Raw genomic sequence first — 23,525 nt, 5'->3', positions numbered from 1 at the left:
TATGATCAGCAAATATGATTTTGAAACCCCGAATGAAGACCGCATGGTGTATGTGCGCGAGGTCGCGGTGGCTGACCTGCCTGCCGACATGCAAGAGCAAGTCGAAGGTATCGAGACGCTCTATGCGGTGCATGGGGCGGATGGCGAGCGTCTGGCTGTTGTGAAAGAGCGCAACCTGGCCTTTGCCCTGGCGCGTCAGAATGATTATGCGCCTGTGACGGTGCATTGATCGGGGCCACGATTTCTTTGAAAGAAATCGGCGTCGGATCCTTTAAAAGGATCCGTTAGAATTGAAAAAGCGCGGCCCTTTGAGCCGCGCTTTGTGGTTTTAGGCTTTGATCAGCCCCATGCTTTCCAGTTTGAGCAGAACTTGGTGAGCGCAGTTGTCGACTTCGACATTCTCTGTCTCGACGCTTAGCTCTGGGTTCACCGGGACATCGTAAGGATCCGAAATGCCGGTGAACTCTTTGATCTTACCTTCGCGTGCGAGCTTATAGAGCCCCTTGCGGTCGCGGCGTTCGCATTCCTCGATGCTGGTCGCCACGTGCACCTCAACAAAGGCACCGAATTGCTCGATCTCTTCGCGCACATGGCGGCGAGTCGAGGCATACGGCGCGATGGGCGCGCAGATTGCGATGCCGCCGTTCTTAGTGATCTCGGATGCGACATAGCCGATGCGCTTGATGTTGAGGTCACGGTGTTCCTTGGAGAAACCTAGCTCGGAGCTGAGGTTTTTCCGCACGATGTCGCCGTCCAGCAAGGTCACAGGGCGGCCACCCATTTCCATCAGTTTCACCATCAAAGCGTTGGCAATCGTGGATTTGCCAGAGCCCGAGAAACCGGTGAAGAACACGGTGAAGCCTTGCTTGGAACGCGGTGGCTTGGTCTTGCGCAGTTCCTTCACGACCTCTGGGAAAGAGAACCACTCGGGGATCTCAAGACCCTCTGCCAGTCGGCGGCGCAGTTCTGTGCCCGAGATATTCAGGATAGTCACATCATCCTTGTCTTTAATCTCGTCATTTGGCTCGTATTGCGCGCGTTCCTGCACGTAAACCATGTGTTTGAAGTCGACCATTTCGATGCCGATTTCGTCCTGGTGTTCGCGGAACAGATCCTGCGCATCGTATGGGCCATAGAAATCTTCGCCTGCGGAATTCTTGCCAGGGCCTGCATGGTCGCGACCGACGATAAAGTGGGTGCAGCCGTGGTTTTTACGGATGAGACCGTGCCAAACCGCCTCGCGTGGGCCCGCCATGCGCATCGCCAGGTTCAAGAGCGACATGGTGGTGGTGGCCGCCGGGTATTTGTCCAGCACCGCTTCATAGCAACGCACGCGAGTGAAGTGATCGACATCGCCCGGTTTGGTCATGCCGACGACTGGGTGGATCAAGAGATTGGCTTGTGCTTCGCGGGCGGCGCGGAAGGTCAGTTCCTGGTGCGCGCGGTGCAGCGGGTTGCGGGTTTGGAAGGCCACGACTTTGCGCCAGCCGAGCTTGCGGAAATAGGCGCGCAGCTCGTTTGGCGTGTCGCGACGGCCGCGGAAATCATAATGCACGGGCTGTTGGATGCCGGTGATCGGCCCGCCCAGATAGATCTTGCCCGCTTGGTTGTGCAGGTAGTTCACGGCTGGGTGCGCATCGTCATCTGCGCCGAAAACCTTCTCGGCTTCGCGAGATTTGTTCGGCTCCCACCGGTCGGTGACCGTCATGGTCGCAAGGATCACGCCCTCTTGGTCGCGCAGAGCGATGTCTTGGCCGATCTCGATGCTTTGCGCGAAATCTTCAGAGACATCCAGCGTGATCGGCATTGGCCAGAGCTGACCATCCGCCAGACGCATGTTTTCCACGACGCCGTTGTAGTCTTCTTCCGACAAGAAGCCTTTGAGCGGGTTAAAGCCACCGTTCATCAACAGCTCCAGATCGCAGATCTGACGAGGGGTCAGGTCGTGGCTCGTTAGGTCAGCCGCCTCGACTTTCAGCTTTTGGGCTGAGTCATAGGACACATAAAGCTCTGGGATAGGAGCGAGGTTGTTTTGCATGGGTTCCGTCCTGGATTTAAGCGGCACAAGGCCGATTTTCGTGCCGGTCAGCTCTGCGTGCAGGGCCTCAAAGTCGGCGAGTTTCTGGGCGAGGAAAAGATCCGTCAGGCGGTTCTTTTCCGCAGCGCCTTTGGTGGTCAGCGCATAGGAATTGCGCTGGCGTTTGTCAGAGCCGGGGCGTTGGGCGATCCGCACAAGCCCTTGGTCGATGGCGTCACGCAGCAGCGCGTTCAGGCGACCAAGCGACAGGCCGACTGCCTCAGCGGTCGCGCGTTGTGGCGCATCAGGGGCGATATCCAGCTGCCGCAAAAGGCGGAAAAGCTGGTCTTCTTCGCTGCTGATATGTGCCTCAGTTTCGGCCACGACACGGCTCTCATTGTTTGTTCACGAGTGAACGTATCTCATAAAAGCGTTTCTGAGCCAAGTCTTGTGTGAAAATAAGGGGGAAATCACGTGCCTGCGGTCAAACGTGGAATTCTGACCGCAGGTGTATCAATTTGTTGGAACGCTTATTCCTGTTCCGCCAGGAATTTCTCGGCATCCAGCGCGGCCATACAGCCCATACCCGCAGACGTCACTGCCTGACGGTAAACGTGGTCGGTCAGGTCTCCGGCTGCGAAAATACCGGGGATGGAGGAGCGGGTGCTGCCCGCTTCGACCTTCACGTAGCCGCCGTTGTGGGTTTCCAGCACGTCTTTCACGAGCTCTGTCGCTGGTGCGTGGCCGATGGCGACGAAAACACCGGCGCAAGGGATCTCGGTGATCTCGCCTGTGTTGACGTTTTTGGTTTTCACGCCGGTCACGCCCAGAGGCATGTCAGTACCGACGACTTCTTCCAGAGTATTGAACCAAAGCGTTTCGATCTTTTCGTGTTTCAGCAAGCGCTCTTGCAGGATCTTTTCGGCGCGCAGCTCGTCGCGGCGGTGGATCAAAGTCACTTTGGAGGCGAAGTTCGTCAGGAACAGCGCTTCTTCAACGGCTGTGTTACCGCCGCCGATCACCACGATCTCTTGGCCGCGATAGAAGAAGCCGTCGCAGGTCGCGCAGGCGGAAACACCGAACCCTTTGAATTTCTCTTCGCTTTCCATGCCCAGCCATTTGGCACGAGCGCCGGTCGCGAGGATCACTGCGTCCGCGGTATAGGTCGTGCCACTGTCGCCTTTGGCCACGAAGGGGCGCACGGATGTGTCGAGTTCGTTGATAATGTCGCCGATGATCTCGGTGCCCATGGCGCGTGCGTGAGCTTCCATATTGACCATCAGGTCGGGGCCTTGGATTTCTGTGTGACCGGGCCAGTTTTCGACCTCGGTGGTGGTGGTCAACTGACCGCCGGGCTCGATGCCCTGCACGAGAATCGGGCTCAGCATCGCGCGGCTTGCGTAGACGCCCGCGGTATAACCTGCTGGGCCTGATCCGATAATCAGAACTTTGGTATGTTTGCTCTCTGCCATGGGCCACCCGATTGCCTAAAATTTCGCGTCACAGGGATATAGACATAAGGGGCGCGGGCGAAAACCCCCAAGCGGCAGAGCGCGCGATATCAGGGCTCACTTTCCAGTCATCGTGGAAAACGCGAAATATTATTGCGCGCGCATCGGCGGGTGCTATAAGAATTGCAAAGTTGCAGAGGGGTAACGAGGCACATGACGGGATATCGTTTGGATCCGATTGACCGCAAGATTCTGGCAGAGCTTCAGGCGGATGGTCGTATGACCAACGTAGAGCTGGCCAAGCGCGTGGGGATCTCTGCGCCGCCTTGCTTGCGCCGTGTGCGCACCCTTGAGGAATCAGGCTATATTCGCGGCTATCACGCCGAGGTCGATGCGCGCGAACTGGGTTTTGAGGTGCAGGTTTTTGCGATGGTTGGGTTGATCAGTCAGGCCGAAGCGGATCTGAGCGCCTTTGAAGACCGCTGCCGCGATTGGTCTTTGGTGCGCGAGTGCCACATGCTGAATGGCGAGGTGGATTTCATCCTGAAATGCTGCGCGCCGGATTTGTCGACGTTTCAGACATTCCTCACTGAGGATCTGCTGAAGGCCGAGAATGTTGCGAGCGTGAAAACATCGCTGGTCATTCGTGGTGCCAAGGATGAACCGGGCGTGCCGTTTGACGTTTTAGAAGAACGGATCAGCCGGACGGCTTAGGTAAAAGCCAGGCGTTCAAGTAAGTTTCCATCCGATCTCTGACCGAAATACCGTTATGCGCTGTACAGAAGTGCAGGGCGAGAGCTTGAATCTGGAAGGCTCCAACGCCGTCGGCCATCAGCGCCGGATCGATATCCTTGCGAAATGGACCATGGGCCAGCCAATGTGCCATGACGGTACCGTGGCGGATGAATGTCTGCGCGATCGCGCCGATCTCGCTGTTTTGTGCCGCGCCGGAATGCCTAAGAATCACGTCAAAAACAAAACGCTCCTGGGTCATGAACTCAAAGGACGGCATCAGGGCGTCTAGGATTTCATCGACGCTCTTTGGAGGCTCCATCAGTTCCACCTCGTCCAGAAACGCGTGGATTTCTCCCCCAATCAGGTGATCCATCAGCGCGTCCTTGTCTTTGAAATGGGCAAAGAATGTCCCCTTCGCGACGCCCGCATCCTTCACCACATCCTCAACGCGCAGGGCCTCGTAGCCCGCGTCTTTGATGCGGGTTTGCGCGGCTTCGATAAGTTTAGCGCGGGTTTTAAGAGTGCGTGTTTGGACGGCCATAGCCGTGGTGTGACAGAAAAAGTGACTTTGGTCAAATTTAGTTATTGACCACGGTCAATTTTGGACTCTATGAAAGTGACCACGGTCAATTTATGGAGAGTCGCGAGATGGCGAAAAAGATTTTTGTTTTGAATGGGCACCCGCGTGAGGCGTCTTTGTCGGCAACATTTGCCCAGACTTATGCCAACGCCGCACAAGGGGAGGGGCATGAGGTGCGAGTTATGAACGTCGGCGATCTGGAGTTTGATCCGGATATTGGGCAGGCGCTTTACAAAGACCCAAAACCGCTGGAGCCGGATCTGGAGCAAGTGTTGCAGTCCATCGAATGGGCGGATCACGTGGTTCTGACTTCGCCAATGTGGTGGGGCGGATTGCCTGCCAAGCTCAAAGGGTTGATTGATCGGAGTTTCCTGCCCGGTCGGACCTTTGACACCAAGAGCGGCAAGTTTCCGAAACCTATGCTCAAGGGGCGGACGGCGCGGGTTATTCTGACGTCAGACACACCGGGCTGGTATTTCCGCCTGATCTATCGCAGCGCCCTGCATTCTCAGTTGAAGCGGCAAATTCTGGGGTTTATCGGCCTCAGCCCCACACGGTTTACGCATTTTGCGCAATCAAGTGACCCCAAACCGGGGGCGGTGGCGCGGTGGATCGACTCGGTCAAATCCTTGGGCGCTCAAGCCATTTGAAGACCCTGACCACAAAAGAAAACGACCGTTGGCCGGGGGAACCAACGGTCGTTTCGTTTGGGAGGTAGGGGGTCCTCGGGAATTCTCTTACGCGGCTTTCGCGGCTGGTTTCACCAAAACACTCTCGCCGATGCGCTTTTTCGCCCATGGCAGCACGACTGCCTCGGTCTTCGATGCTTTGACAATCGATTTAATAAAGCGTTGCTTTGCCATCTGTCTGCTCCTTCTTGCCTGATCCTTTGCGGACCGGATTGTTTGTCTGTTGAGAACAATCTGGTTCTGAAATGGGGCAGAGTTGCGGCGAGATTGGCGTGAATCCGAGGAGTTGCAGAGGTGAATTGGGGGCGGTCTAGAGTTTGATGACCGCGATCAGCCGACCATAGTCCGCTTCTTTGGCGTGGGTTGTGCGGCGATAGGAATAGAAGCGATCCGGATCGCTATAGGTGCAATGTCCGTTCCATTCAGCCAAGCCGACCCCTGCGGCGTACAGGCGATGCACGCCATAGCCCGGGAGGTCGAACATGAACCGATCGCCGTCGCCTTTCGCGAAAAAGCGGCTGTTGTCTGGATCACCTGCGATAAATTGATCGCGCAACTCTGGTCCGACCTCATAAGCTGCCTGACTGATCGAGGGCCCAACAACCGCGCGGATCGCATCACGTTTCGCGCCAAGCGCTTCCATCGCGTCCACGGTGGCCTCTAACACGCCCGACACAGCGCCTTTCCATCCGGCATGCGCCGCTCCGATGACGCCTGCGTCGGGATCAGCGAAGAGCACAGGTTGGCAATCGGCGGTCAGGATCGACAGGGCTTGGCCGGGGATATTGGTGACCAGCGCGTCTGCTTTTGGTTTCTCGCCAGTGATCGGTTCCCGAACGGTCACCACGTCGGCAGAGTGGATCTGATGCACGCCATTCAGTGCCTCAACGCCCATGGCCTGCGCTACACGGTCTCGGTTTATGCGCACGATGTCCGCGAGATCACTGCTGCCGGTGCCGCAGTTCAGACCGTGAAAAATCCCCGAAGACGCGCCGCCCTTGCGGGTGAAGAACCCGTGTTCAATGGGCGCAAGGCTCTCTGACCTGAGGATTTCAAGGCTCATGCTTCTACTCCGGGGGGCGGGTTTTCGCCCTCTGGATAAAGGGCGACCACTTTGAACAGATTTCCCATTTCCTCGGGATGGGTCAAGCGTCGATGCGCGAGAATATGCTGTTCAAGCTGGGCGGGCTCCATCAATTTCGCGAGATCCTGCGCGCGTCTGGTGATGCCCAGACGTTCCAGAAAGACGCCTTGGGCTGTGACGCGGGAAAACTTGCAGGGGGTGGCAAGGCAGATGGCTTCGAAATCCACATGGGCTGTGAGGTCTGCGTTGCCAGGATCCTCAAGCACGTCGACCTCTTTGTGATCCTGCACCGCCTGCAGCGTGTCGCCCTGAGAATGCCAGTCGCCGTAGTCGACGATCAAAGCCACGCCACCGTGGCGTTTGATGCGGCCACCAATCGCGTCGATCATGGGCGCAAGGGGTTCGCAGACTTCGACCATCATGCCGTCTTCGGTGTCCTCAAGGCGATGGGTGAGGGCGGGCTGAGGCTGGGCTGCGCCAAGGCCGAAGGTCAGGGCTTCGTGGTCGACGCCGATCAGCCGTTCGCGCCATGCAGAGCCCTCGCGGATGAACTGCCGGATGGGCAGCGCATCGAGGAATTCATTGGCGACAAAGAACGTTGGTTGTTCGGGCAGAGTGTCCACCGTGTCATGCCAAATCGCGCGCGTGATCAGCTCTTCCTGCTTGGCGCGCAGGGTGGGGGAGGCCTCGATCAGATGGACCTCAATTGCGTCGTGAAATCCCGGCACATTGCGGGTGGCGCGCAGCAGGTCTGCCATCAGCGTGCCCCGTCCGGGGCCCGCCTCGGCAAGGGTGAAACGGGTCGGTGCGCCTTGGTCCATCCAGGCTTGCGCCAGCGAGATGCCCAAAAGTTCGCCAAACATCTGGGTGATTTCCGGCGCGGTGGTGAAATCGCCGGTCGTGCCAAAAGGGTCGCGGGTGGCATAATAGCCGTAGGCCGGATGCAGCAGGCATTCGGTCATATAGTCGGCCACGGAAATCGGGCCGATGGTGCGGATGCGGTTTATAAGCGTCTCGCGCAGACTCATTGTGTCGCGCGCCGGCTTTTGGCGATCATCCAGAGGCCGAAGAGGATCATCGGCAGCGAGAGGATCTGGCCCATGGTGAGGCCGATGCCATTCAGATGCAGGACAAGGCCAAGCGGGTTACCCTCGGTGACAAACTGCGCGTCTGGCTGGCGGACGAATTCCACGAGGAACCGTGCAAGCCCATAGCCTGCGAAAAACACGCCGGTGATACGCCCCGGGAACTTCAAGGCACCTTTGCGGAAGGCGAGCCAGAGCATCACTGCCAGAAGAAGCGCGCCTTCAAGGAAGGCTTCATAAAACTGCGACGGGTGGCGCGCGCAAAGGCCTGCGAGTTGGCCGCAGTCTTGGGCATAAGCGCCAGGAAAGGCGACGCCCCAAGGCAGGTCGGTCGGGCGGCCCCACAGCTCTGCGTTGACGAAATTTGCAAGGCGGCCCAGCAACAGACCTACTGGCGCGCCCAGCACCACGATGTCAGAGGTCGAGAGTTTCGGCAGCCCATGGCGACGGCAAAACAGCCACCCCGCCAGAACCACGCCGATTACCCCGCCATGAAAGGCCATGCCGCCTTCCCACACGCGAATGATCGCGAGGGGATCGGACAGATAGGACCCCGGCTGATAAAACAGCACATAGCCCATGCGCCCGCCGAGAATGATGCCGATGGTGACCCAGAAGAGCAGGTCTTCGAGTTGAGTATCATCCATAGGGGCCGTGTCGTTGCGCCACAGATGCACGCGCCGCAGTGCCATCAGGGACATCTGAAACGCTAGAATGATCCCGACGATATAGGCCAAAGCGTACCAGCGCAGGGCGAGCTCAAAGCCGCCTAAAGAGATCGAGAAAAGCTCGGGCGAAATATCGGGAAAGGGGATCATGGCCTGCATGTGTCTGATGTGCCTCTGAGACTGGGGCGAAGTCAACCTTGAGAGTCGCTGCTTTTGTGCCCATATAGGGATCAAATGTAACGGCAGACTACCGGAGGTCCACATGCAGACCCGCAATAAGATCATGGACGACATCTCGCAGCTGATGACCAATGCGATGGGCGTGGCTCAAGGCGCGAAGGATGAGGCCGAAACCGCGATGAAATCCCTGATGGACCGCTGGCTCGCGGATCGCGACTTTGTGACCCGCGAAGAATTTGATGCGGTGCGCACCATGGCGCAAAAGGCACGCGAAGAGAACGAAGCGCTGAAGGCGCGGATCGAGGCCTTGGAAGGCAAGAAATAAGTGACTCACTCCAATTGGACGCGCCGGTCGACTTTGGCCGCGATGGGTGCAGCTTTGTCGGCGGCAATGCTGCCGGTCCAAGGCTTTGCGGCCGGTGGCCCACGCGGTTATCTGCGCACCAATTGGAGTCAGGATCCTTTTGCCTATGGGTCCTATTCTTATGTCGCTAAAGGGTCCCGGAAAAAGGATCGCCGCAATCTGGAAGCCCCGATTGAGGGACGGATCTTTTTTGCGGGCGAGGCGACTTTTTACAAACGCTCCAGCACGGTGCACGCGGCCCATGAGTCAGGGCTGCGTGTGGCGTCCATGCTCAGCAAGAAAGGTCACAAGCGGGTTGCCGTGATCGGTGCCGGCATGAGCGGGCTAACCGCCGCAAAAAGGTTGGCGGATCGAGGACATGAAGTGACCGTGCTTGAGGCGCGGGACCGTATTGGCGGGCGGCTTTGGACAGACACACGTCTTGGCGTTCCACTGGACCTTGGCGCGAGCTGGATACACGGCACGGATGGCAATCCTTTGGCGGCCCTGTCCGACCAACAGGCGATTGCGCGGGTTGCGACGGACGACAGCTATGCGCTGCGTGGGGGCGACGGGCGCGTGATGCGAGACGCGGAAGTTCCCGATTGGATCTGGGATGAGGTCGAGATCCAGACCTCTGCTGGCGCGGATGTCGATGAGCTGAACACATCGGCCTACTTGTTTGACGATGATTATGAGGGCGAAGAGGTCGTTTTCCCCGGCGGGTATTCAGCGATTTTGGATGCGTTGAAAGGCGACTATGAACTGCGCCTGTCAACGCAAGTGGGCATGATTACGCTTGAGGACGATCAAGTCTGGGTCACGCCACGCGCCGCTTTGCCCGAGGCCTTTGACGCCGTTCTGGTCACCGTGCCTCTGGGTGTTTTGAAAGAAGGCGGTATTGGGTTTAAGCCAGAGCTGCCCGCAGCCAAACGCCGGTCGATCTCGCGTCTGGGCATGGGGCTTTTGGACAAGGTCTACCTGCAGTTTGACCGCCCGTTCTGGGATAAAGACGTCACCTGGATCTACACGCCAGAGGCCGGTGAGGAGCGCGGACAATTCAATGTCTGGTTGAATTTCCACAAGACCCATGGCGTGCCAATTATCATGGCCTTAAACGGCGGAAGTGCTGCGCATGCGCTTGCGCATCAAAGCGATCAGGCGGTGATTTCGCAGGCGACGAAGGTCATTCGCAGCGCCTATTCCGCCTAGACCCACCGCCTATTTCTTGTGGATTTTAACGACTTGTCCACAACTTATTGCGGTGTTTTCAAATATTTCCCTTTACTTAAGCGGGCCCAGACTCCACCATACCTAGTAAGGGGGGAGGGCTCTCCTACCTCCCATCGAGCAGGCACCAAGCGCTGGTTACGCTGCCACGTCCCGGCGCAATAACGAAAGGGTGGCGCCATGGCATTATCAGAGCAGTATCTCGAAGAAGACATTCATCCCATCGACATCGTCGAACACATTGCCGAACATCACGAGTGGACCTTTGACCGCATCGCAGATGATCAGATCGCAATGGCTATTGAAGGGCAATGGAAGACCTATTCCATCACGCTCGCATGGTCGGGATATGAAGAAATGCTCAAGATGGTCTGTTCCTTTGAAATGGAACCTCCGTCTGATCGCATGCCGCAATTGTTCGAAGTCCTCAACGCCGTGAATGATCAATGCTGGGCTGGTGGGTTCACCTATTGGACCGAGCAGAACATGATGATCTATCGCTATGGTCTGGTGTTGGCGGGTGGTCAGGTCGCAAGCCCTGATCAGATCGACACGATGATCAACGCCGCGATCATGAGCGCGGAACGCTTCTATCCGGCCATTCAGCTGGCCACATGGGGCGGACGTTCAGTTGAGGACGCAATGCAGGTTGCGATCGCTCAGGCCTACGGGCGGGCATAAACACAGTCTGGGAACGGAATTTGCTGGCCGTTCCCGCCAGGCGCACTAGGTTGCGGCCTAAGTCTTAATTCCGACACAGGCCGCCCGTGCGTTCACTTGTTCTTTTCCGAAATGATTTGCGGGTTGCTGACAACCCCGCGCTGACAGCAGCTGCGGCACGGGGCGAGGTTTTGCCCGTGTTTGTCTATGAGCCCGAGGCCTATGGAGAGGCCGCGAAATGGTGGCTGCACCATTCTTTGAACGCACTGGCACAGGACTTGGGCGGCTTGCTGGTCCGGCAAGGGGACCCGCTTGAGGTTGTTGAGGGGTGTGTTGCCGACTATGGCGTCGACGCCGTGTTTTGGAACCGGCGCTATGAGCCTGCGGGGATTGCCAAAGACACCGAGATGAAAGCAGCGCTGGGCGCGGCAGGTGTGACGGTTGAAAGTTTTCCCGGCAATCTTTTGTTTGAGCCCTGGCAGATCAAAACCGGATCAGGCGGGCAGTTTAAGGTGTTTTCTCCGTTTTGGCGGGCCTGCCTGAAGGCGGGCGCTCCGGCCGCACCTTTGGAACGCACGTCGCTTGCGGTCTTTGGCGCGACGACTGAAATTGACGCATTAGATCTGTTGCCAACCAAGCCAGATTGGGCGACGGGTTTTGGCCCCGTATGGACCCCCGGAGAAAAGGGCGCTTGGGCGCGTCTGGAGCATTTTCTGTCCGACGATCTCAAGGGATACAAAACGGGCCGAGACCGGCCGGATCAGACCCATGTCTCACGACTGTCCCCGCATTTGCATTTCGGAGAGATCTCTCCGCGTCAAATCTGGCGCGAGGTGCAGCGCAAATGCGCGATGTATCCCAGCAAGCAAGGGGATGCGGACAAATTCCTCGCGGAAATCGGTTGGCGCGAGTTTTCGCATCAGCTTCTGTTTCACACACCCGATCTGCCAGAGCAAAACCTGAACCGCGCGTTTGATGCCTATCCTTGGGCTGACAATCCGGCTCACCTTGCCGCCTGGCAAAAGGGGAAAACAGGCTACCCGCTGGTGGATGCGGGCATGCGAGAGCTTTGGCACACGGGCTATATGCACAACCGCGTACGCATGGTGGTGGCGAGTTTCCTGATCAAACATCTGCGCATCCATTGGCAACACGGGATGAATTGGTTCTGGGATACTCTGCTGGATGCGGATCTCGCCAATAATACGGCGAGTTGGCAGTGGGTGGCGGGGTCCGGCGCGGATGCAGCACCCTATTTCCGGATTTTCAACCCGACGACGCAGGCGCAAAAGTTCGACCCAAATGGCGACTATATACGCAAGTGGTGTCCTGAACTTGCGGCTTTGCCGACGAAGGTTCTGCATGCCCCATGGGAGGCCCCCGCCTTAGTGTTACAAGAAGCGGGTGTGACATTGGGCGAAACCTATCCCCACCCGATCGTCGATCACAAAGAGGCGCGTGCGGCGGCTTTGGCGGGGTATGAGGCCGTCAAAGCCTCGCAAGCCTAAAATCCACCTCGACCTTCGCAAGATTTCGCGCAATGCTGCGCGGAAATCTCAACGGAGGGGCAGATGGCTGAGATCACATTTGACGATTTTTTAAAGGTCGATATTCGCACCGGAGTCATCGTCGACGCCCAGCCCTATCCCGAGGCGCGCAAGCCCGCGATCAAACTCTGGGTCGATTTTGGCGGAGACCTCGGGGTGAAGAAATCCTCGGCCCAGATCACCAAACACTACACGCCTGAAAGCGTCGTTGGGAAACGTGTCATGGCAGTTGTGAACTTTCCACCGCGGCAGATAGGGAAATTCATGTCGGAAATTCTGGTTCTTGGCGTGCCGGATGACGAAGGTGAAGTCGTTTTGATCACACCCGACAAAGAAGTGCCCAAAGGCGGGAGGCTCTATTGATGGACCTTCTGATTACGCGGCCTTTGCCACAGTCCGTTGTCGACGCGGCGCAAGAGCACTTCAATGTAACGGTCCGCTCCGAGACAGTGCCTCTTTCCGAGGATGAGTTACGGACGTCACTCGCCGACTTTGACGCGATCCTGCCAACGTTGCGGGACAACTACTCGGCCGAGGTCTTTGCAGACGTCCCGAACCCGCGCGCGAAGATCCTTGCGAATTTCGGCGTCGGCTATAACCACATCGACGTGGCGGCCGCCACCAAAGCGGGCCTCATGGTCACCAATACCCCCGGCGCCGTCACCGACGCCACCGCTGATATCGCACTGACCTTGATCCTTATGTCCTGCCGCCGCGCGGGTGAAGGCGAACGTCTGGTGCGCGCAGGTGACTGGGACGGCTGGCATCCAACGCAGCTTTTGGGTCAGCATGTCTCGGGTAAACGCGTCGGGATCGTGGGCATGGGCCGCATCGGCCAAGCCATCGCGCGCCGTTGCCACTATGGGTTTGGCATGGCCGTGAGCTACATGGCGCGCTCTGAAAAAGACCTGCCGTATCCGGCGAAGGCCCACAGCGATCTGGAAAGCCTCGCAGCCGAGGTCGATGTGCTCGTGGCCGCCGTCCCAGGTGGCGCAGATACGCTGCATCTGATCAATGCGGACACGTTCAAAGCCATGAAACCTACCGCCCATTTCGTGAATATCTCGCGCGGCGAGGTCGTCGACGAGACGGCTCTGATCGCAGCTCTTCAGGCCAAGGACATCGCGGGCGCTGGACTGGATGTCTACGAATTCGAACCCTCAGTGCCCGACGCTTTGGTGGCCATGGAGAACGTCACGCTCCTGCCACATCTGGGCACTGCGGCGCTCGAAGTGCGTGAGGGCATGGGGCTAATGGCAGTTGAAAACCTGAAGGCATTTCTGGCCGGAAACCCTTTGCCCAATAGGGTCTAGCTGCGTCACCCTTGACCTTTGGTCACCCTTGCGGTGAAGTTTCCCGACTGCGAGGAGGCCACATGCACCAGCCAGCCATTACCGGAAGCGGCGTTTTCACGCCCAACCAGATCATCACCAACGACGAACTTGTCGTGGCCTTTAACGCCTATGCGGACAAGTTTAACGCCGAGAATGCCGAGGCGATTGCATCGGGCGACATCGAGGCCATCGCACATTCCAGCGCCGATTTCATCCTCAGCGCCAGCGGGATTGAGCAGCGCTATGTGATGGAAAAGGAGAGCATCCTTAATCCGGACATCATGTTCCCAAAGCTTAGGTCGCGCTCTGACGATGAGCCGGGGATCATGGCGGAAATGGCGATTGACGCGTGCAATAAGGCACTCGCGCAGGCGGGGCGGACTGCCGAAGAGGTGGATCTTGTGATCTGCGCAGCCTCGAACCACGAACGCGCCTATCCGGCGATTGCTGTGGAAATTCAAGACCTTTTGGGGGCAGGGGGCTTTGCCTTTGACATGAACGTCGCCTGTTCTTCGGCCACCTTCGGCCTGCAAGCGGCTGCCGATATGATCCGCGCGGGATCGGTCAAATGCGCATTGGTTGTGAACCCCGAGATCTGCTCGGGCCACCTAGAATGGCGTGACCGCGATTGCCATTTCATCTTCGGAGACGTCTGCACAGCGACCGTGATCGAACGGGCCGAGGAAGCCAAAGGCGCGCATTTCCTAGTGCATTCCACCAAATGCGCGACGCAGTTCTCCAACAATATTCGCAACAACAACGGCTATCTGCGCCGCTCGCATACGGATATGGAAGACCGCCGTGACATGCAGTTTATGCAGAACGGCCGCAAGGTTTTCAAAGAAGTGCTGCCACTGGTCGTGAACCACATCCAAGGGCATCTCGCCGATGCGGGTGCGTCTGCAGATGACCTCAAGCGCCTCTGGCTGCACCAAGCCAACAAATCGATGAACGACTTCATCGGCCGCAAAGTCCTTGGCCGCGTGCCCGTGGAGGGCGAGCAACCCAACATCCTGCAAGACTACGCCAATACATCCTCGGCGGGCTCGATCATTGCCTTCTCAAAATACAGCGACGACATGCAGCCAGGCGACAAAGGTGTCATCTGTTCCTTTGGTGCAGGTTATTCCGTGGGTTCGGTCCTGGTCGAGCGCGCCTAGTTTCAGCTTGCCGAAAATACTCTGGGGTGAGGCCGTCAGGCCTAGGGGCAAAGCCCCTAGGAGTCACCCATTTCTTCGCGCCAGTGCCGACGACACAGCGAGACATAGGTCTCGTTGCCACCGATTTGCACCTGATCGCCGTCGGTCATGGCTTTCCCATCTGCGCCGCGTCGCACGACCATCGTGGCTTTCTTTCCACAATGACAGATCGTGCGGACTTCTCGCATTTCATCGGCCAGTGCTAAAAGGGCGGCTGAGCCCGGAAACAGCTCTCCTCGGAAATCAACGCGCAGCCCGTAACACATGATCGGCACGCGCAGGTCATCTACGGCTCGGGCGAGTTGCCAGACCTGGTCCTTTGTCAGAAACTGCGCCTCATCGATAAAGACGCAGGCCACGCTGCCCGCACGCAGGCGCGTTTCGATCTTGGCGAACATGTCAGTGTCGCCGTCGAAGGTATCCGCATCCTCCCCAATCCCAATTCGCGAGGCGATCCGCCCCTTGCCTGCCCGATCATCAAAGCGGGCGGTCAGAAGATAGGTCTCCATCCCCCGTTCGCGATAGTTATGCGAGGCCTGCAAGAGCACCGTCGATTTACCGGCGTTCATGGTCGAATATTGGAAATAAAGCTTTGCCATAGCTCTGCTGATAAGCCCGCCTGACCGCGAAAATCAAGCCAGAAACAGAGCGCCGGGACGGTGGCTGTCACACCGCCCCGACTCTGTCGAGCATCGCACCCGGGCAGGGCGGTGGGGACAGGCCCCTGGGGATGAACACCCCCACCCGGATAAATCGCGCGACAGCCGCGATTCCTTTCGTTGCCCGAGGCGCCTCAAAAGGAATACGCACCTGGACGAAAAGCGTGTCTCGGGGGTCGATTGGGCTGAGCCACCTGCTTTCCGCCGCGTCTGCGATAACCTGAGGATGACAAATCCCCGAAAACCCAATAATGGGAAAAGACATTTCGATTTCCCCTAAGGCAAAGAAGCCGGGGTTTGGGCAGTAAGGGTTCATCATGGCAAGCGTCGGCAGTTATCTGAAGAAACACACGGAGGCCCTCGTCAAAGATGTGGGGATCGAGGCTGCTTGCGATCTGACCGGCAAGTCCAAAGCGACTTTAGGGCGCTACTACAGCGACCACGACGAGCACTCGGATCGCTTTATGCCAGTAGACGCCGTCGCTGCTTTAGAAGAAGCGTCGTCCTACCCTCATGTGACTTCGGCCTTGGCCGAGCTGAAGGGGATTTCCCTCTCATTTGACGAGCGTCGCCGCAATCAGGAAAAGTCCGGCGGGGTGAGCACTGATGTGATTGCCTTGAGCCAACGTTTTGCGATGTTGATGGCTGAGTATCACCAATCCATTGAAGACGGTGTGATCACGATCAATGAAGCAAAACGGCTTTTGAAGGAAACCCTCGCCCTACAGCAGGTTCTGATCGACATGAAGCTGCATTTGGAAGACGAGGCGGGCTAAAGTCGGAAGCCCCCGATATATTCAGCCACCGGGGTGCCAGCCTAAATTCTGTGGGTATGACGCACTGACTGCTTCCGTAAGGTAAGATTTGCACATAAAATGCAGCGAGTCATTGCGGGATTCCCCTAGGTATTTGCGATTTATGGTCAGACCTATTGGCCTACTTGTCCACAAAGTTTCCGAAAGGATCCTTCGGATAGCCAACGCCAGCCAAATAGAGCCCCTGTGGCGGTGAAACCGGACCGCAGGCGGCCCGATTCTTGGCGTCGAGTGCGTCTTTGACATCGTCGGGTGCCCAAGACCTAGCACCCACGCGCTCTAATGTGCCGACAAAGCTGCGCACCTGATTGTGCAGGAAAGACCGCGCGCGCACGTGAAAATGCGCTTCTGCGCCCCAAGGCATTTCAACCCGTTCAATACGCAACTCATCCAGCGTTTTCACCGGGCTCGCAGCCTGACAGATCGACGAGCGGAAGGTGGTGAAATCGTGGTGTCCCAAGAGGTGGTTTGCGCCCTCTTGCATGGCGTCAATGTCCAGTGCGTGATTGATTTGCCAAACGAGCCCTGCCTGATGGGTCGCAGGCGCACGGCGCATGAGGATGCGAAACAGGTAGCGGCGCTCGACCGCAGAAAACCGCGCGTGCCAGTCATCGTCCACGATGGCGGCATCCACGATGGAAACGGGATCGGGCTTTAGATGGTAATTCAAGGCCTCAGACAGGCGAAACGGTGTCCAATCCTTCTGTAAATCGCAATGCGCGACCTGCGCCAGACCATGCACGCCGGCATCCGTCCGACCCGCTGCAGCTATGGTATGGGGGCCGGGCTCAAGCTTGGCCAAAGCAGCCTCAATCGCACCCTGCACCGAGGGCTGATCGGCCTGACGTTGCCACCCAGCAAAGGGCGCGCCGTGATATTCGACTTTAAGAGCGATCCGAACCATGCCTGCCCATAGCCGTCCAAAGGCGTAGCTTCAATCCCACTCAGGGGCCGCGATGGGGAAATTTCTGTGCTTTTCCCGCCGCGCTTTGCCGGCTGCCTATGGAAATGCACCTCTGGGCCCCATAGGTTTTCCATAGCAAATGAAAGGGCAGATGTGGTCTTTACGGATCTGGCACATGAGGTCACGCGGCGGGTAGAGGCCGTCGGCGACGGGTTAAACGAGGCTCTGTTTGAGCCGGTTATTCGACTGGGCGTCACGGGTCTTGCGCGCTCGGGCAAGACAGTCTTCATCACGTCACTGGTCGCGAGCCTATTGGACCGTGGCCGGATGTCGCAGCTCAAGGCGGCCTCAGACGGGCGCATTGTGGCGACCTATCTGCAACCGCAACCGAATGTGACGGTGCCGCGGTTTGATTATGAAAACCACTATGCAGCGCTGACCGGGCAGGCACCGCATTGGCCCGAAAGCACCCGCGCCGTGTCCGAGTTGCGTTTGTCGTTCAAAGTGCAACCCACGGGGCTTTTGTCCGGTTTCCAAAGCCCGCGCACGGTGCATGTTGATATCGTGGATTACCCGGGCGAGTGGCTCTTGGATCTGGCTTTGCTGGATCTCAGCTATGCAGAGTGGTCCGAGCAGGTTCTGTCACGGATCGCGGATCGCACAGAGGCCGCGGATTATTTGGCGCAGGTATCCGAAACCGACGCAGCCCTTGCGCTAGAAGAACCCAAAGCGCAGGCCTTGGCCGCAGGCTTCACGACCTATCTGAACGCCGCGCGCGATGCCGGGTATTATGATTGCACACCGGGGCGGTTCTTGTTGCCGGGAGACCTCGCCGGGTCTCCGGTTTTGACCTTCGCACCTTTGCCATTGGTCGAAAAAGCGCCACGCCGCGCTTTGTGGCGCGAGATGGAGCGTCGGTTTGAGGCCTATAAGGCCAAGGTCGTTAAACCTTTCTTCCGCGATTATTTTGCGAGAATTGACCGGCAGGTGGTGCTGGTGGATGCCTTGGGCGCGATCAATCGCGGCCCTCAGGCGGTCGAAGAAATGCGCCGCGCGATGGCGGATATTTTGGCGAGCTTCCGCCCCGGTCGGAATGCGTTTCTGAGCCGTCTTCTGATGGGTAAACGGGTCGAGCGCATTCTGTTTGCGGCGACTAAGGCCGATCATCTGCACCATCGTCAGCATGGGCGACTGACCGCGATTATGGGCGCTTTGACGCGCGACGCGCAGGATCGGGCGAAGTTTGCTGGAGCCAAGGTCGATGCTATGTCGATTGCAGCGCTGCGGGCCACGGTTGAGGAAACCATGCGCCATGCTGGGCGCGATTTGGATTGCGTGCGTGGCACTTTGCTGGATGGGGGCAAACAAGCAGCCTTTTACCCCGGAGAGTTGCCGGAAGATCCGTCAAAGCTCTTGTCCGCAGCACGCAAGGGCGACAGTACCTGGCTGGATGGCGATTATGAGATCATGAGCTTTGCACCCGCAAAATTGTCGTTGAAGCCAGGTTTTGGGCCGCCGCATATTCGGCTCGATCAGGCCGCGCAGTTTCTGCTGGGGGACCGGCTATGAGGATCCGCGCGGCAACGCCAGAGGATGCGCGGGCAACCGGCGCGATCCTGACGGAATTTGTTGAAACGACGCCTTGGATGCCTCGATTGCACTCGGCCGATGAGGACCGAGGGTTTTGCGCGACGATGATTGAACGCGGTTGGGTTCGGGTGATCGAAGACGATAGTGTTGTTGGCTTCATCGCGCGCAACGAGGCTGAGGTGAACGCGCTTTATGTGGCGCAGCCCTTCCGCGGGCGCGGGGCAGGGGCCGCTTTAGTACGCGACGCGCAGGCTTCGCGGGATGATCTGTCTTTATGGACCTTTCAAGACAACCTCGGAGCGCGCAGGTTCTATGCGGCGCATGGGTTTCACGAGGTTTCGAGGACGGATGGGCAACAGACGGACGAGAAATTGCCGGATGTGCAATTGGAATGGAGAAGGCTCTAAATGGCTGAAAATAAACCTGTTCTGATTGAACTTGATGAAGACACACCCCAAGTCGCCGACGCGCCGCAGGTGCCTGATGTAATCGACACGCCGCAGGGAGAGGTCATGCAGAGCGTCGTCAAACTGGCGACTCGCCGACCGTCGCGACTGGCGCGCTGGTTTTGGGGGCTCTTGCTGAGTTTGCTCGTCACGGCGGTGTCCCTGACGGCCTATAACGCAGTGCTGGGCCTGATCGCGACGACACCGATGTTGGGCTATGCGGTCACTGGATTGATCGCCCTGTTTGTCGTGGTCTGCGTTTTGATCGCGGGCAAAGAGCTATTGGCCTTCGCAAGCCTTGGTCGCGTGGATCGGCTGCATGCTCGGGCCGAGGCGGCCTTGGCGGATAACGATCTGGCCGCAGCCAAGTCGGCCGCGGAGGATCTTGCACGTCTTTATGGGCGGCGTGAGGAAACCGCTTGGGGCCGCGCGCGGATGAAAGAAAGGATGGCGGACAGTTTTGACGCCTCTGCCGTGTTCGCGGTGGTTGATCAGGACTTGATGTCGCCGTTGGATAAGGCCGCCCAGCAAGAGGTCGAAGCCGCCGCGCGCCAGGTCGCGACGGTGACGGCGCTGGTGCCGTTGGCTTTGGCGGATGTCTTGACGGCATTGGTCGCAAACCTGCGCATGATCCGGCGGATTGCCGAGATCTATGCGGGGCGGTCTGGCACCCTGGGCAATTGGCGACTGACGCGAGCCGTGATGACGCATCTGGTGGCGACCGGTGCCGTGGCCGTTGGGGATGACCTGATCGGGTCCGTTGCAGGCGGATCGATCCTGTCCAAAGTCTCACGCCGGTTTGGTGAGGGTATTGTGAACGGCGCCTTGACCGCACGGGTTGGGGTGGCTGCGATGGAGGTCTGCCGGCCGTTGCCATTTGACAAAGGCAAAGGGCCACGCACGGGGCAAATCGTAAAAAGCGCGCTGGCTGGTCTTTTCAACAAGTAACACAGCGCGGAACAAACCCGCAGGCCGCCGCGCCAAAGCTGGCCCGACCCGCAGGGGCAGCTTTTGGGCTGATCTTGGCGCAGCTCGCAAGGTCGCGCGGGTTTGGCAGACATAAAGTGGCAAATTGCACCGTCCCGCCGCTTCCCCTTCGGCCCAGCTTTGGCGCGGCGGGGGTGTGCCCCGCAGAACCCGCTTTACCCCCGCGAAAGCCCAGCCTATAAGACCCGCGATGACATATATTCGTGCGATCATTATTCGAATTATATGCCCGGCGCTCTAACAAGCTGAGCCGCCGGGACAAGGCGTATGGACCCCCACGCCGACCCTCATGAATTCCAAAGATCAGACGACCTAAAGGACGCCCCCAATGTGCGCCGATACACCTGAATACAAAGATACCCTGAGCCTGCCGAAAACCGATTTCCCCATGCGCGCAGGCCTGCCGAAACGTGAACCCCAATGGCTGGAGCGATGGGAGAAGATCGGCGTTTATGACCGCCTGCGCGAGAAAGAAGACCGTAAGCCGTTTACGCTGCACGATGGCCCTCCTTATGCGAACGGACATCTGCACATCGGCCATGCTCTGAACAAAACCATCAAAGACATGATCGTGCGCTCCCATCAGATGATGGGCTTTGACAGCCGCTATGTGCCGGGTTGGGATTGTCACGGTCTTCCGATCGAATGGAAGATCGAAGAGCAATACCGCAAAAAGGGCAAAAACAAAGATGCGGTGGACGTGGTCGAGTTCCGTCAGGAATGTCGTGCCTTTGCCGACAAATGGGTCGACATCCAGCGCGAGGAATTCAAGCGCATCGGGATCACCGGCAATTGGGCCGATCCTTATCTGACGATGAACTATCATGCCGAGGCGGTCATTGCCGAGGAATTCATGAAGTTCCTAATGAACGGCACGCTCTATCAGGGGTCTAAGCCTGTGATGTGGTCTCCGGTGGAAAAGACTGCTCTAGCAGAGGCTGAAGTTGAGTACCACGACAAAGAAAGCTTCACGATCTGGGTGAAGTTTAAGGTGGCGGAGCCAACAGATCACAAGCTCGCCGGCGCTCAGGTGGTGATCTGGACGACGACGCCTTGGACGATCCCTTCGAACAAAGCCGTCGTTTATGGCGCGGATATCGCCTATGGCCTCTATGAGGTCACCGGAACGCCAGAGGAATGCTGGGCCAATGTTGGCGATAAATATCTGTTGGCTGATAATCTCGCGGCGGATGTGTTCAAGCGCGCGCGTCTTGAGGACGATCAATGGACACGCGTTGCGGATGTTTCTGCGTCTGATCTCGAAGGCATCGGACTGACCCACCCGCTGAATGGCGCTGAGGGCAGCAACGGCGAATGGGATGACATTCGCGATTTCCGTGCGGCCGATTTCGTGACTGACACCGAAGGCACAGGCTTTGTTCACTGCGCGCCGTCTCACGGTATGGAGGAATTCGAACTCTACCGTGACCTCGGCATGCTTGAACAAGTCATCACCTATAACGTGATGGACGATGGCTCTTTCCGCGCGGATCTGCCGTTCTTTGGTGGGAAATACATCCTGTCCCGCAAGGGCGGCGAAGGCGACGCGAATAAGACCGTGATCGACAAACTGGTTGAAGTCGGCGGGTTGCTCGCGCGTGGCAAGATCAAACACAGCTATCCGCATTCTTGGCGCTCGAAGGCTCCGATCATCTATCGCAACACGCCGCAGTGGTTTGCGAGCGTCGACCGCACTGTGGGCGATGGTCAGGACGAGATGGGCACCTCGATCCGTGAGCGCGCGTTGCGTTCGATTGACGAGCTGGTGAAATGGACGCCGCAAACCGGCCGCAACCGTCTTTATTCCATGATCGAAGCGCGGCCTGACTGGGTTCTGTCCCGTCAACGCGCTTGGGGTGTGCCGCTGACCTGTTTCACCAAGAAGGGCGCTCTGCCGACCGATGCGGATTTCCTCTTGCGCAACGAAGAGGTCAACGCGCGCATCGTGGCCGCGTTTGACGCAGATGGTGCGGATGTTTGGTACACCGATGGTTTTAAGGGCAAGGTTCTGGACGGCATCGTAGACCCAGCGGATTATGAGCAGGTCTATGACGTGCTGGACGTGTGGTTTGACTCGGGTTCCACCCACGCATTCGTTCTGCGCGACCGCGAAGATGGCACCGAGGACGGCATTGCCGATGTCTATATGGAAGGCACTGACCAGCATCGCGGGTGGTTCCATTCATCACTCTTGCAGGCCTGTGGTACGAAGGGCCGGGCGCCGTATCGCAATGTTGTGACCCATGGTTTCACGCTGGATGAGAAGGGCATGAAGATGTCCAAATCCCTCGGCAACACCATCGTGCCTGAGGAAGTCATCAAGCAATATGGCGCGGATATCCTGCGGCTTTGGGTGGCGCAGACCGACTACACCGCAGACCAGCGGATCGGGCCAGAGATCCTGAAAGGCGTGGCCGATGGCTATCGCCGGTTGCGCAATACCATGCGTTATATGCTGGGCGCTCTGGGCAATTTCTCCGAAGAGGATCGGGTGGATCCTGCCGAGATGCCAGAGCTCGAGCGTTGGGTGTTGCATCGCCTCGCAGAGCTCGATGTGAAGGTCCGCGAGGGCTATCAGGCCTTTGATTTCCAAGGGGTTTATTCCGCGATCTTCAACTTTGCGACTGTGGATCTGTCGGCCTTTTATTTCGATATCCGCAAGGATGCGCTCTATTGTGACGGCAACACGCTGCGCCGCCGTTCTGCGCGGACGGTCATGGATATCCTGTTTGAGCGTCTGACCACCTGGCTTGCGCCGATCCTGGTCTTTACCATGGAAGAGGTTTGGCTTGAGCGTTTCCCTGAAGAGGGCAGCTCGATCCATCTGGTCGACATGCCGGAAACGCCAAAGGCGTGGCTCGATGCCGATCTGGCTGCAAAGTGGGCAAAGGTCCGGGCTGCACGTCGTGTTGTGACGGCGGCTCTGGAGGTCGAGCGGACAAATAAAGTCATCGGCTCTTCGCTTGAAGCAGCGCCTCAGGTCTTTGTGGCGGATGCTGAATTAGCGGCTTTGCTGACGTCTGTTGAGTTCGAAGACATCTGCATCACCTCTGCAATCTCTGTGACCGAGGGCGCAGGGCCAGAGGGCGCGTTCTCGCTGCCTGAGGTGGACGGTGTGGCTGTGGTCTTTGCCAAGGCTGAGGGCAACAAATGCCAGCGCTCCTGGAAGATCCTGCCTGAGGTTGGCACCGACGCGGACTTCCCAGACGTGACCCTGCGCGATGCGGATGCGTTGCGTGAGTTGCGCGCGGCTGGCCTGTTCTAAAGAACGTCGCGCGGCCCGCTCCCAACGAGGAGGCCGGGCCGCGCGGGTTGCCTTTCA

General features: G+C 58.2%; 24 protein-coding genes. 15 read left to right on the top strand and 9 right to left on the bottom strand.

Features of this window, described 5'->3' with window-relative positions:
• Position 1: 1 nt before the first annotated feature.
• Complete coding sequence (locus HZ995_RS02945; protein ID WP_209357191.1) at positions 2 to 229, top strand: DUF1150 family protein; 228 nt, start codon at positions 2 to 4, stop codon at positions 227 to 229.
• A gap of 99 nt (positions 230 to 328) precedes the next feature.
• Here the strand turns inward: HZ995_RS02945 and HZ995_RS02940 are convergent, their stop codons facing one another.
• Together HZ995_RS02940 and trxB are read right to left on the bottom strand one after the other, a co-directional pair.
• On the bottom strand, positions 329 to 2,401 hold the full coding sequence (locus tag HZ995_RS02940; protein WP_209357190.1) for a bifunctional sulfate adenylyltransferase/adenylylsulfate kinase: 2,073 nt from the start codon (positions 2,399 to 2,401) through the stop codon (positions 329 to 331).
• 146 nt (positions 2,402 to 2,547) lie between these two features.
• Complete coding sequence (gene trxB, locus HZ995_RS02935; protein ID WP_209357189.1) at positions 2,548 to 3,489, bottom strand: thioredoxin-disulfide reductase; 942 nt, start codon at positions 3,487 to 3,489, stop codon at positions 2,548 to 2,550.
• A 192-nt stretch (positions 3,490 to 3,681) separates the two neighbouring features.
• Here trxB and HZ995_RS02930 point away from each other — a divergent pair, with 192 nt between their 5' ends.
• On the top strand, positions 3,682 to 4,182 hold the full coding sequence (locus HZ995_RS02930) for an Lrp/AsnC family transcriptional regulator (protein ID WP_209357188.1): 501 nt from the start codon (positions 3,682 to 3,684) through the stop codon (positions 4,180 to 4,182).
• Here HZ995_RS02930 and HZ995_RS02925 read toward each other — a convergent pair.
• Positions 4,166 to 4,744 carry a TetR/AcrR family transcriptional regulator gene (locus HZ995_RS02925; protein WP_209357187.1) on the bottom strand — a complete coding sequence of 193 codons (579 nt, stop codon included), beginning with the start codon at positions 4,742 to 4,744 and terminating at the stop codon, positions 4,166 to 4,168. The genes HZ995_RS02930 and HZ995_RS02925 overlap by 17 nt on opposite strands.
• Positions 4,745 to 4,851: 107 nt before the next feature.
• On the opposite strand from HZ995_RS02925, the gene HZ995_RS02920 reads away from it, so the two are divergent.
• On the top strand, positions 4,852 to 5,433 hold the full coding sequence (locus HZ995_RS02920; RefSeq protein ID WP_209357186.1) for an NAD(P)H-dependent oxidoreductase: 582 nt from the start codon (positions 4,852 to 4,854) through the stop codon (positions 5,431 to 5,433).
• A gap of 87 nt (positions 5,434 to 5,520) precedes the next feature.
• Here the strand turns inward: HZ995_RS02920 and HZ995_RS16135 are convergent, their stop codons facing one another.
• The 4 genes from HZ995_RS16135 to lgt form a co-directional block, all read right to left on the bottom strand.
• A complete protein-coding gene (locus tag HZ995_RS16135; protein ID WP_280720205.1) occupies positions 5,521 to 5,646 on the bottom strand; it encodes a hypothetical protein in 126 nt (41 codons plus the stop codon).
• Positions 5,647 to 5,782: 136 nt separating this feature from the next.
• The gene (gene pgeF, locus HZ995_RS02915) at positions 5,783 to 6,535 is read right to left on the bottom strand and encodes a peptidoglycan editing factor PgeF (RefSeq protein ID WP_209357185.1); all 753 of its coding nucleotides are present in this window, start codon (positions 6,533 to 6,535) and stop codon (positions 5,783 to 5,785) included.
• The gene (locus HZ995_RS02910) at positions 6,532 to 7,584 is read right to left on the bottom strand and encodes a class I SAM-dependent methyltransferase (protein ID WP_209357184.1); all 1,053 of its coding nucleotides are present in this window, start codon (positions 7,582 to 7,584) and stop codon (positions 6,532 to 6,534) included. Before HZ995_RS02910 ends, pgeF begins: the two co-directional genes overlap by 4 nt.
• A complete protein-coding gene (gene lgt, locus HZ995_RS02905) occupies positions 7,581 to 8,468 on the bottom strand; it encodes a prolipoprotein diacylglyceryl transferase (RefSeq protein ID WP_209357183.1) in 888 nt (295 codons plus the stop codon). Before lgt ends, HZ995_RS02910 begins: the two co-directional genes overlap by 4 nt.
• A 103-nt stretch (positions 8,469 to 8,571) precedes the next feature.
• On the opposite strand from lgt, the gene HZ995_RS02900 reads away from it, so the two are divergent.
• The 7 genes from HZ995_RS02900 to HZ995_RS02870 all read left to right on the top strand — a co-directional run bounded on the left by HZ995_RS02900 (position 8,572) and on the right by HZ995_RS02870 (position 14,763).
• Complete coding sequence (locus HZ995_RS02900) at positions 8,572 to 8,814, top strand: accessory factor UbiK family protein (protein WP_209357182.1); 243 nt, start codon at positions 8,572 to 8,574, stop codon at positions 8,812 to 8,814.
• The gene (locus HZ995_RS16130; protein WP_209357181.1) at positions 8,815 to 10,044 is read left to right on the top strand and encodes a flavin monoamine oxidase family protein; all 1,230 of its coding nucleotides are present in this window, start codon (positions 8,815 to 8,817) and stop codon (positions 10,042 to 10,044) included.
• Positions 10,045 to 10,242: 198 nt separating this feature from the next.
• Positions 10,243 to 10,743 (top strand): YbjN domain-containing protein, encoded by a 501-nt coding sequence (locus HZ995_RS02890; protein ID WP_209357180.1) that lies wholly within the window; start codon positions 10,243 to 10,245, stop codon positions 10,741 to 10,743.
• A gap of 86 nt (positions 10,744 to 10,829) precedes the next feature.
• A complete protein-coding gene (locus tag HZ995_RS02885) occupies positions 10,830 to 12,230 on the top strand; it encodes a cryptochrome/photolyase family protein (RefSeq protein WP_209357179.1) in 1,401 nt (466 codons plus the stop codon).
• Between the two features lie 63 nt (positions 12,231 to 12,293).
• Positions 12,294 to 12,632, top strand: a complete 339-nt coding sequence (locus tag HZ995_RS02880; protein WP_209357178.1) for a tRNA-binding protein — start codon at positions 12,294 to 12,296, stop codon at positions 12,630 to 12,632.
• On the top strand, positions 12,632 to 13,582 hold the full coding sequence (locus HZ995_RS02875; protein ID WP_209357177.1) for a 2-hydroxyacid dehydrogenase: 951 nt from the start codon (positions 12,632 to 12,634) through the stop codon (positions 13,580 to 13,582). The genes HZ995_RS02880 and HZ995_RS02875 overlap by 1 nt, the downstream gene beginning before the upstream one ends.
• Before the next feature lie 62 nt (positions 13,583 to 13,644).
• On the top strand, positions 13,645 to 14,763 hold the full coding sequence (locus HZ995_RS02870; protein ID WP_209357176.1) for a beta-ketoacyl-ACP synthase III: 1,119 nt from the start codon (positions 13,645 to 13,647) through the stop codon (positions 14,761 to 14,763).
• Between the two features lie 56 nt (positions 14,764 to 14,819).
• Here the strand turns inward: HZ995_RS02870 and HZ995_RS02865 are convergent, their stop codons facing one another.
• Positions 14,820 to 15,401 carry a thymidine kinase gene (locus HZ995_RS02865; protein ID WP_209357175.1) on the bottom strand — a complete coding sequence of 194 codons (582 nt, stop codon included), beginning with the start codon at positions 15,399 to 15,401 and terminating at the stop codon, positions 14,820 to 14,822.
• A gap of 377 nt (positions 15,402 to 15,778) precedes the next feature.
• Here HZ995_RS02865 and HZ995_RS02860 point away from each other — a divergent pair, with 377 nt between their 5' ends.
• The gene (locus tag HZ995_RS02860; RefSeq protein ID WP_209357174.1) at positions 15,779 to 16,237 is read left to right on the top strand and encodes a hypothetical protein; all 459 of its coding nucleotides are present in this window, start codon (positions 15,779 to 15,781) and stop codon (positions 16,235 to 16,237) included.
• A gap of 160 nt (positions 16,238 to 16,397) precedes the next feature.
• On the opposite strand, the gene truA is transcribed toward HZ995_RS02860, so the two are convergent.
• Positions 16,398 to 17,180, bottom strand: coding sequence for a tRNA pseudouridine(38-40) synthase TruA (gene truA / locus HZ995_RS02855; RefSeq protein ID WP_209357173.1), 783 nt, complete (start codon positions 17,178 to 17,180; stop codon positions 16,398 to 16,400).
• Between the two features lie 153 nt (positions 17,181 to 17,333).
• Here truA and HZ995_RS02850 point away from each other — a divergent pair, with 153 nt between their 5' ends.
• The 4 genes from HZ995_RS02850 to ileS all read left to right on the top strand — a co-directional run bounded on the left by HZ995_RS02850 (position 17,334) and on the right by ileS (position 23,468).
• Positions 17,334 to 18,749, top strand: coding sequence for a YcjX family protein (locus HZ995_RS02850; protein ID WP_209357172.1), 1,416 nt, complete (start codon positions 17,334 to 17,336; stop codon positions 18,747 to 18,749).
• The gene (locus tag HZ995_RS02845) at positions 18,746 to 19,177 is read left to right on the top strand and encodes a GNAT family N-acetyltransferase (RefSeq protein WP_209357171.1); all 432 of its coding nucleotides are present in this window, start codon (positions 18,746 to 18,748) and stop codon (positions 19,175 to 19,177) included. Before HZ995_RS02850 ends, HZ995_RS02845 begins: the two co-directional genes overlap by 4 nt.
• Positions 19,178 to 20,164 carry a YcjF family protein gene (locus HZ995_RS02840; protein ID WP_209357170.1) on the top strand — a complete coding sequence of 329 codons (987 nt, stop codon included), beginning with the start codon at positions 19,178 to 19,180 and terminating at the stop codon, positions 20,162 to 20,164.
• A 367-nt stretch (positions 20,165 to 20,531) separates the two neighbouring features.
• Entirely contained in the window at positions 20,532 to 23,468 is a 2,937-nt protein-coding gene (ileS, locus tag HZ995_RS02835; protein ID WP_209357169.1) for an isoleucine--tRNA ligase, read from the top strand.
• Positions 23,469 to 23,525: the final 57 nt, after the last annotated feature.

It is taken from the genome of Cognatishimia activa (assembly GCF_017798205.1).
Classification (GTDB): domain Bacteria; phylum Pseudomonadota; class Alphaproteobacteria; order Rhodobacterales; family Rhodobacteraceae; genus Cognatishimia; species Cognatishimia activa_A.
This window is presented reverse-complemented; position numbering and strand designations above follow the sequence as displayed.

What these genes read in the sequence shown, in the direction of transcription:
- HZ995_RS02945 (WP_209357191.1), top strand. Translation starts at nt 2, where the DNA reads ATGATCAGCAAATATGATTTTGAAACCCCGAATGAAGACCGCATGGTG.
- trxB (WP_209357189.1), bottom strand. Translation starts at nt 3,489, where the DNA reads ATGGCAGAGAGCAAACATACCAAAGTTCTGATTATCGGATCAGGCCCA.
- HZ995_RS02930 (WP_209357188.1), top strand. Translation starts at nt 3,682, where the DNA reads ATGACGGGATATCGTTTGGATCCGATTGACCGCAAGATTCTGGCAGAG.
- HZ995_RS02925 (WP_209357187.1), bottom strand. Translation starts at nt 4,744, where the DNA reads ATGGCCGTCCAAACACGCACTCTTAAAACCCGCGCTAAACTTATCGAA.
- HZ995_RS02920 (WP_209357186.1), top strand. Translation starts at nt 4,852, where the DNA reads ATGGCGAAAAAGATTTTTGTTTTGAATGGGCACCCGCGTGAGGCGTCT.
- HZ995_RS16135 (WP_280720205.1), bottom strand. Translation starts at nt 5,646, where the DNA reads ATGGCAAAGCAACGCTTTATTAAATCGATTGTCAAAGCATCGAAGACC.
- pgeF (WP_209357185.1), bottom strand. Translation starts at nt 6,535, where the DNA reads ATGAGCCTTGAAATCCTCAGGTCAGAGAGCCTTGCGCCCATTGAACAC.
- HZ995_RS02910 (WP_209357184.1), bottom strand. Translation starts at nt 7,584, where the DNA reads ATGAGTCTGCGCGAGACGCTTATAAACCGCATCCGCACCATCGGCCCG.
- lgt (WP_209357183.1), bottom strand. Translation starts at nt 8,468, where the DNA reads ATGCAGGCCATGATCCCCTTTCCCGATATTTCGCCCGAGCTTTTCTCG.
- HZ995_RS02900 (WP_209357182.1), top strand. Translation starts at nt 8,572, where the DNA reads ATGCAGACCCGCAATAAGATCATGGACGACATCTCGCAGCTGATGACC.
- HZ995_RS02890 (WP_209357180.1), top strand. Translation starts at nt 10,243, where the DNA reads ATGGCATTATCAGAGCAGTATCTCGAAGAAGACATTCATCCCATCGAC.
- HZ995_RS02880 (WP_209357178.1), top strand. Translation starts at nt 12,294, where the DNA reads ATGGCTGAGATCACATTTGACGATTTTTTAAAGGTCGATATTCGCACC.
- HZ995_RS02875 (WP_209357177.1), top strand. Translation starts at nt 12,632, where the DNA reads ATGGACCTTCTGATTACGCGGCCTTTGCCACAGTCCGTTGTCGACGCG.
- HZ995_RS02870 (WP_209357176.1), top strand. Translation starts at nt 13,645, where the DNA reads ATGCACCAGCCAGCCATTACCGGAAGCGGCGTTTTCACGCCCAACCAG.
- HZ995_RS02865 (WP_209357175.1), bottom strand. Translation starts at nt 15,401, where the DNA reads ATGGCAAAGCTTTATTTCCAATATTCGACCATGAACGCCGGTAAATCG.
- HZ995_RS02860 (WP_209357174.1), top strand. Translation starts at nt 15,779, where the DNA reads ATGGCAAGCGTCGGCAGTTATCTGAAGAAACACACGGAGGCCCTCGTC.
- truA (WP_209357173.1), bottom strand. Translation starts at nt 17,180, where the DNA reads ATGGTTCGGATCGCTCTTAAAGTCGAATATCACGGCGCGCCCTTTGCT.
- HZ995_RS02845 (WP_209357171.1), top strand. Translation starts at nt 18,746, where the DNA reads ATGAGGATCCGCGCGGCAACGCCAGAGGATGCGCGGGCAACCGGCGCG.
- HZ995_RS02840 (WP_209357170.1), top strand. Translation starts at nt 19,178, where the DNA reads ATGGCTGAAAATAAACCTGTTCTGATTGAACTTGATGAAGACACACCC.
- ileS (WP_209357169.1), top strand. Translation starts at nt 20,532, where the DNA reads ATGTGCGCCGATACACCTGAATACAAAGATACCCTGAGCCTGCCGAAA.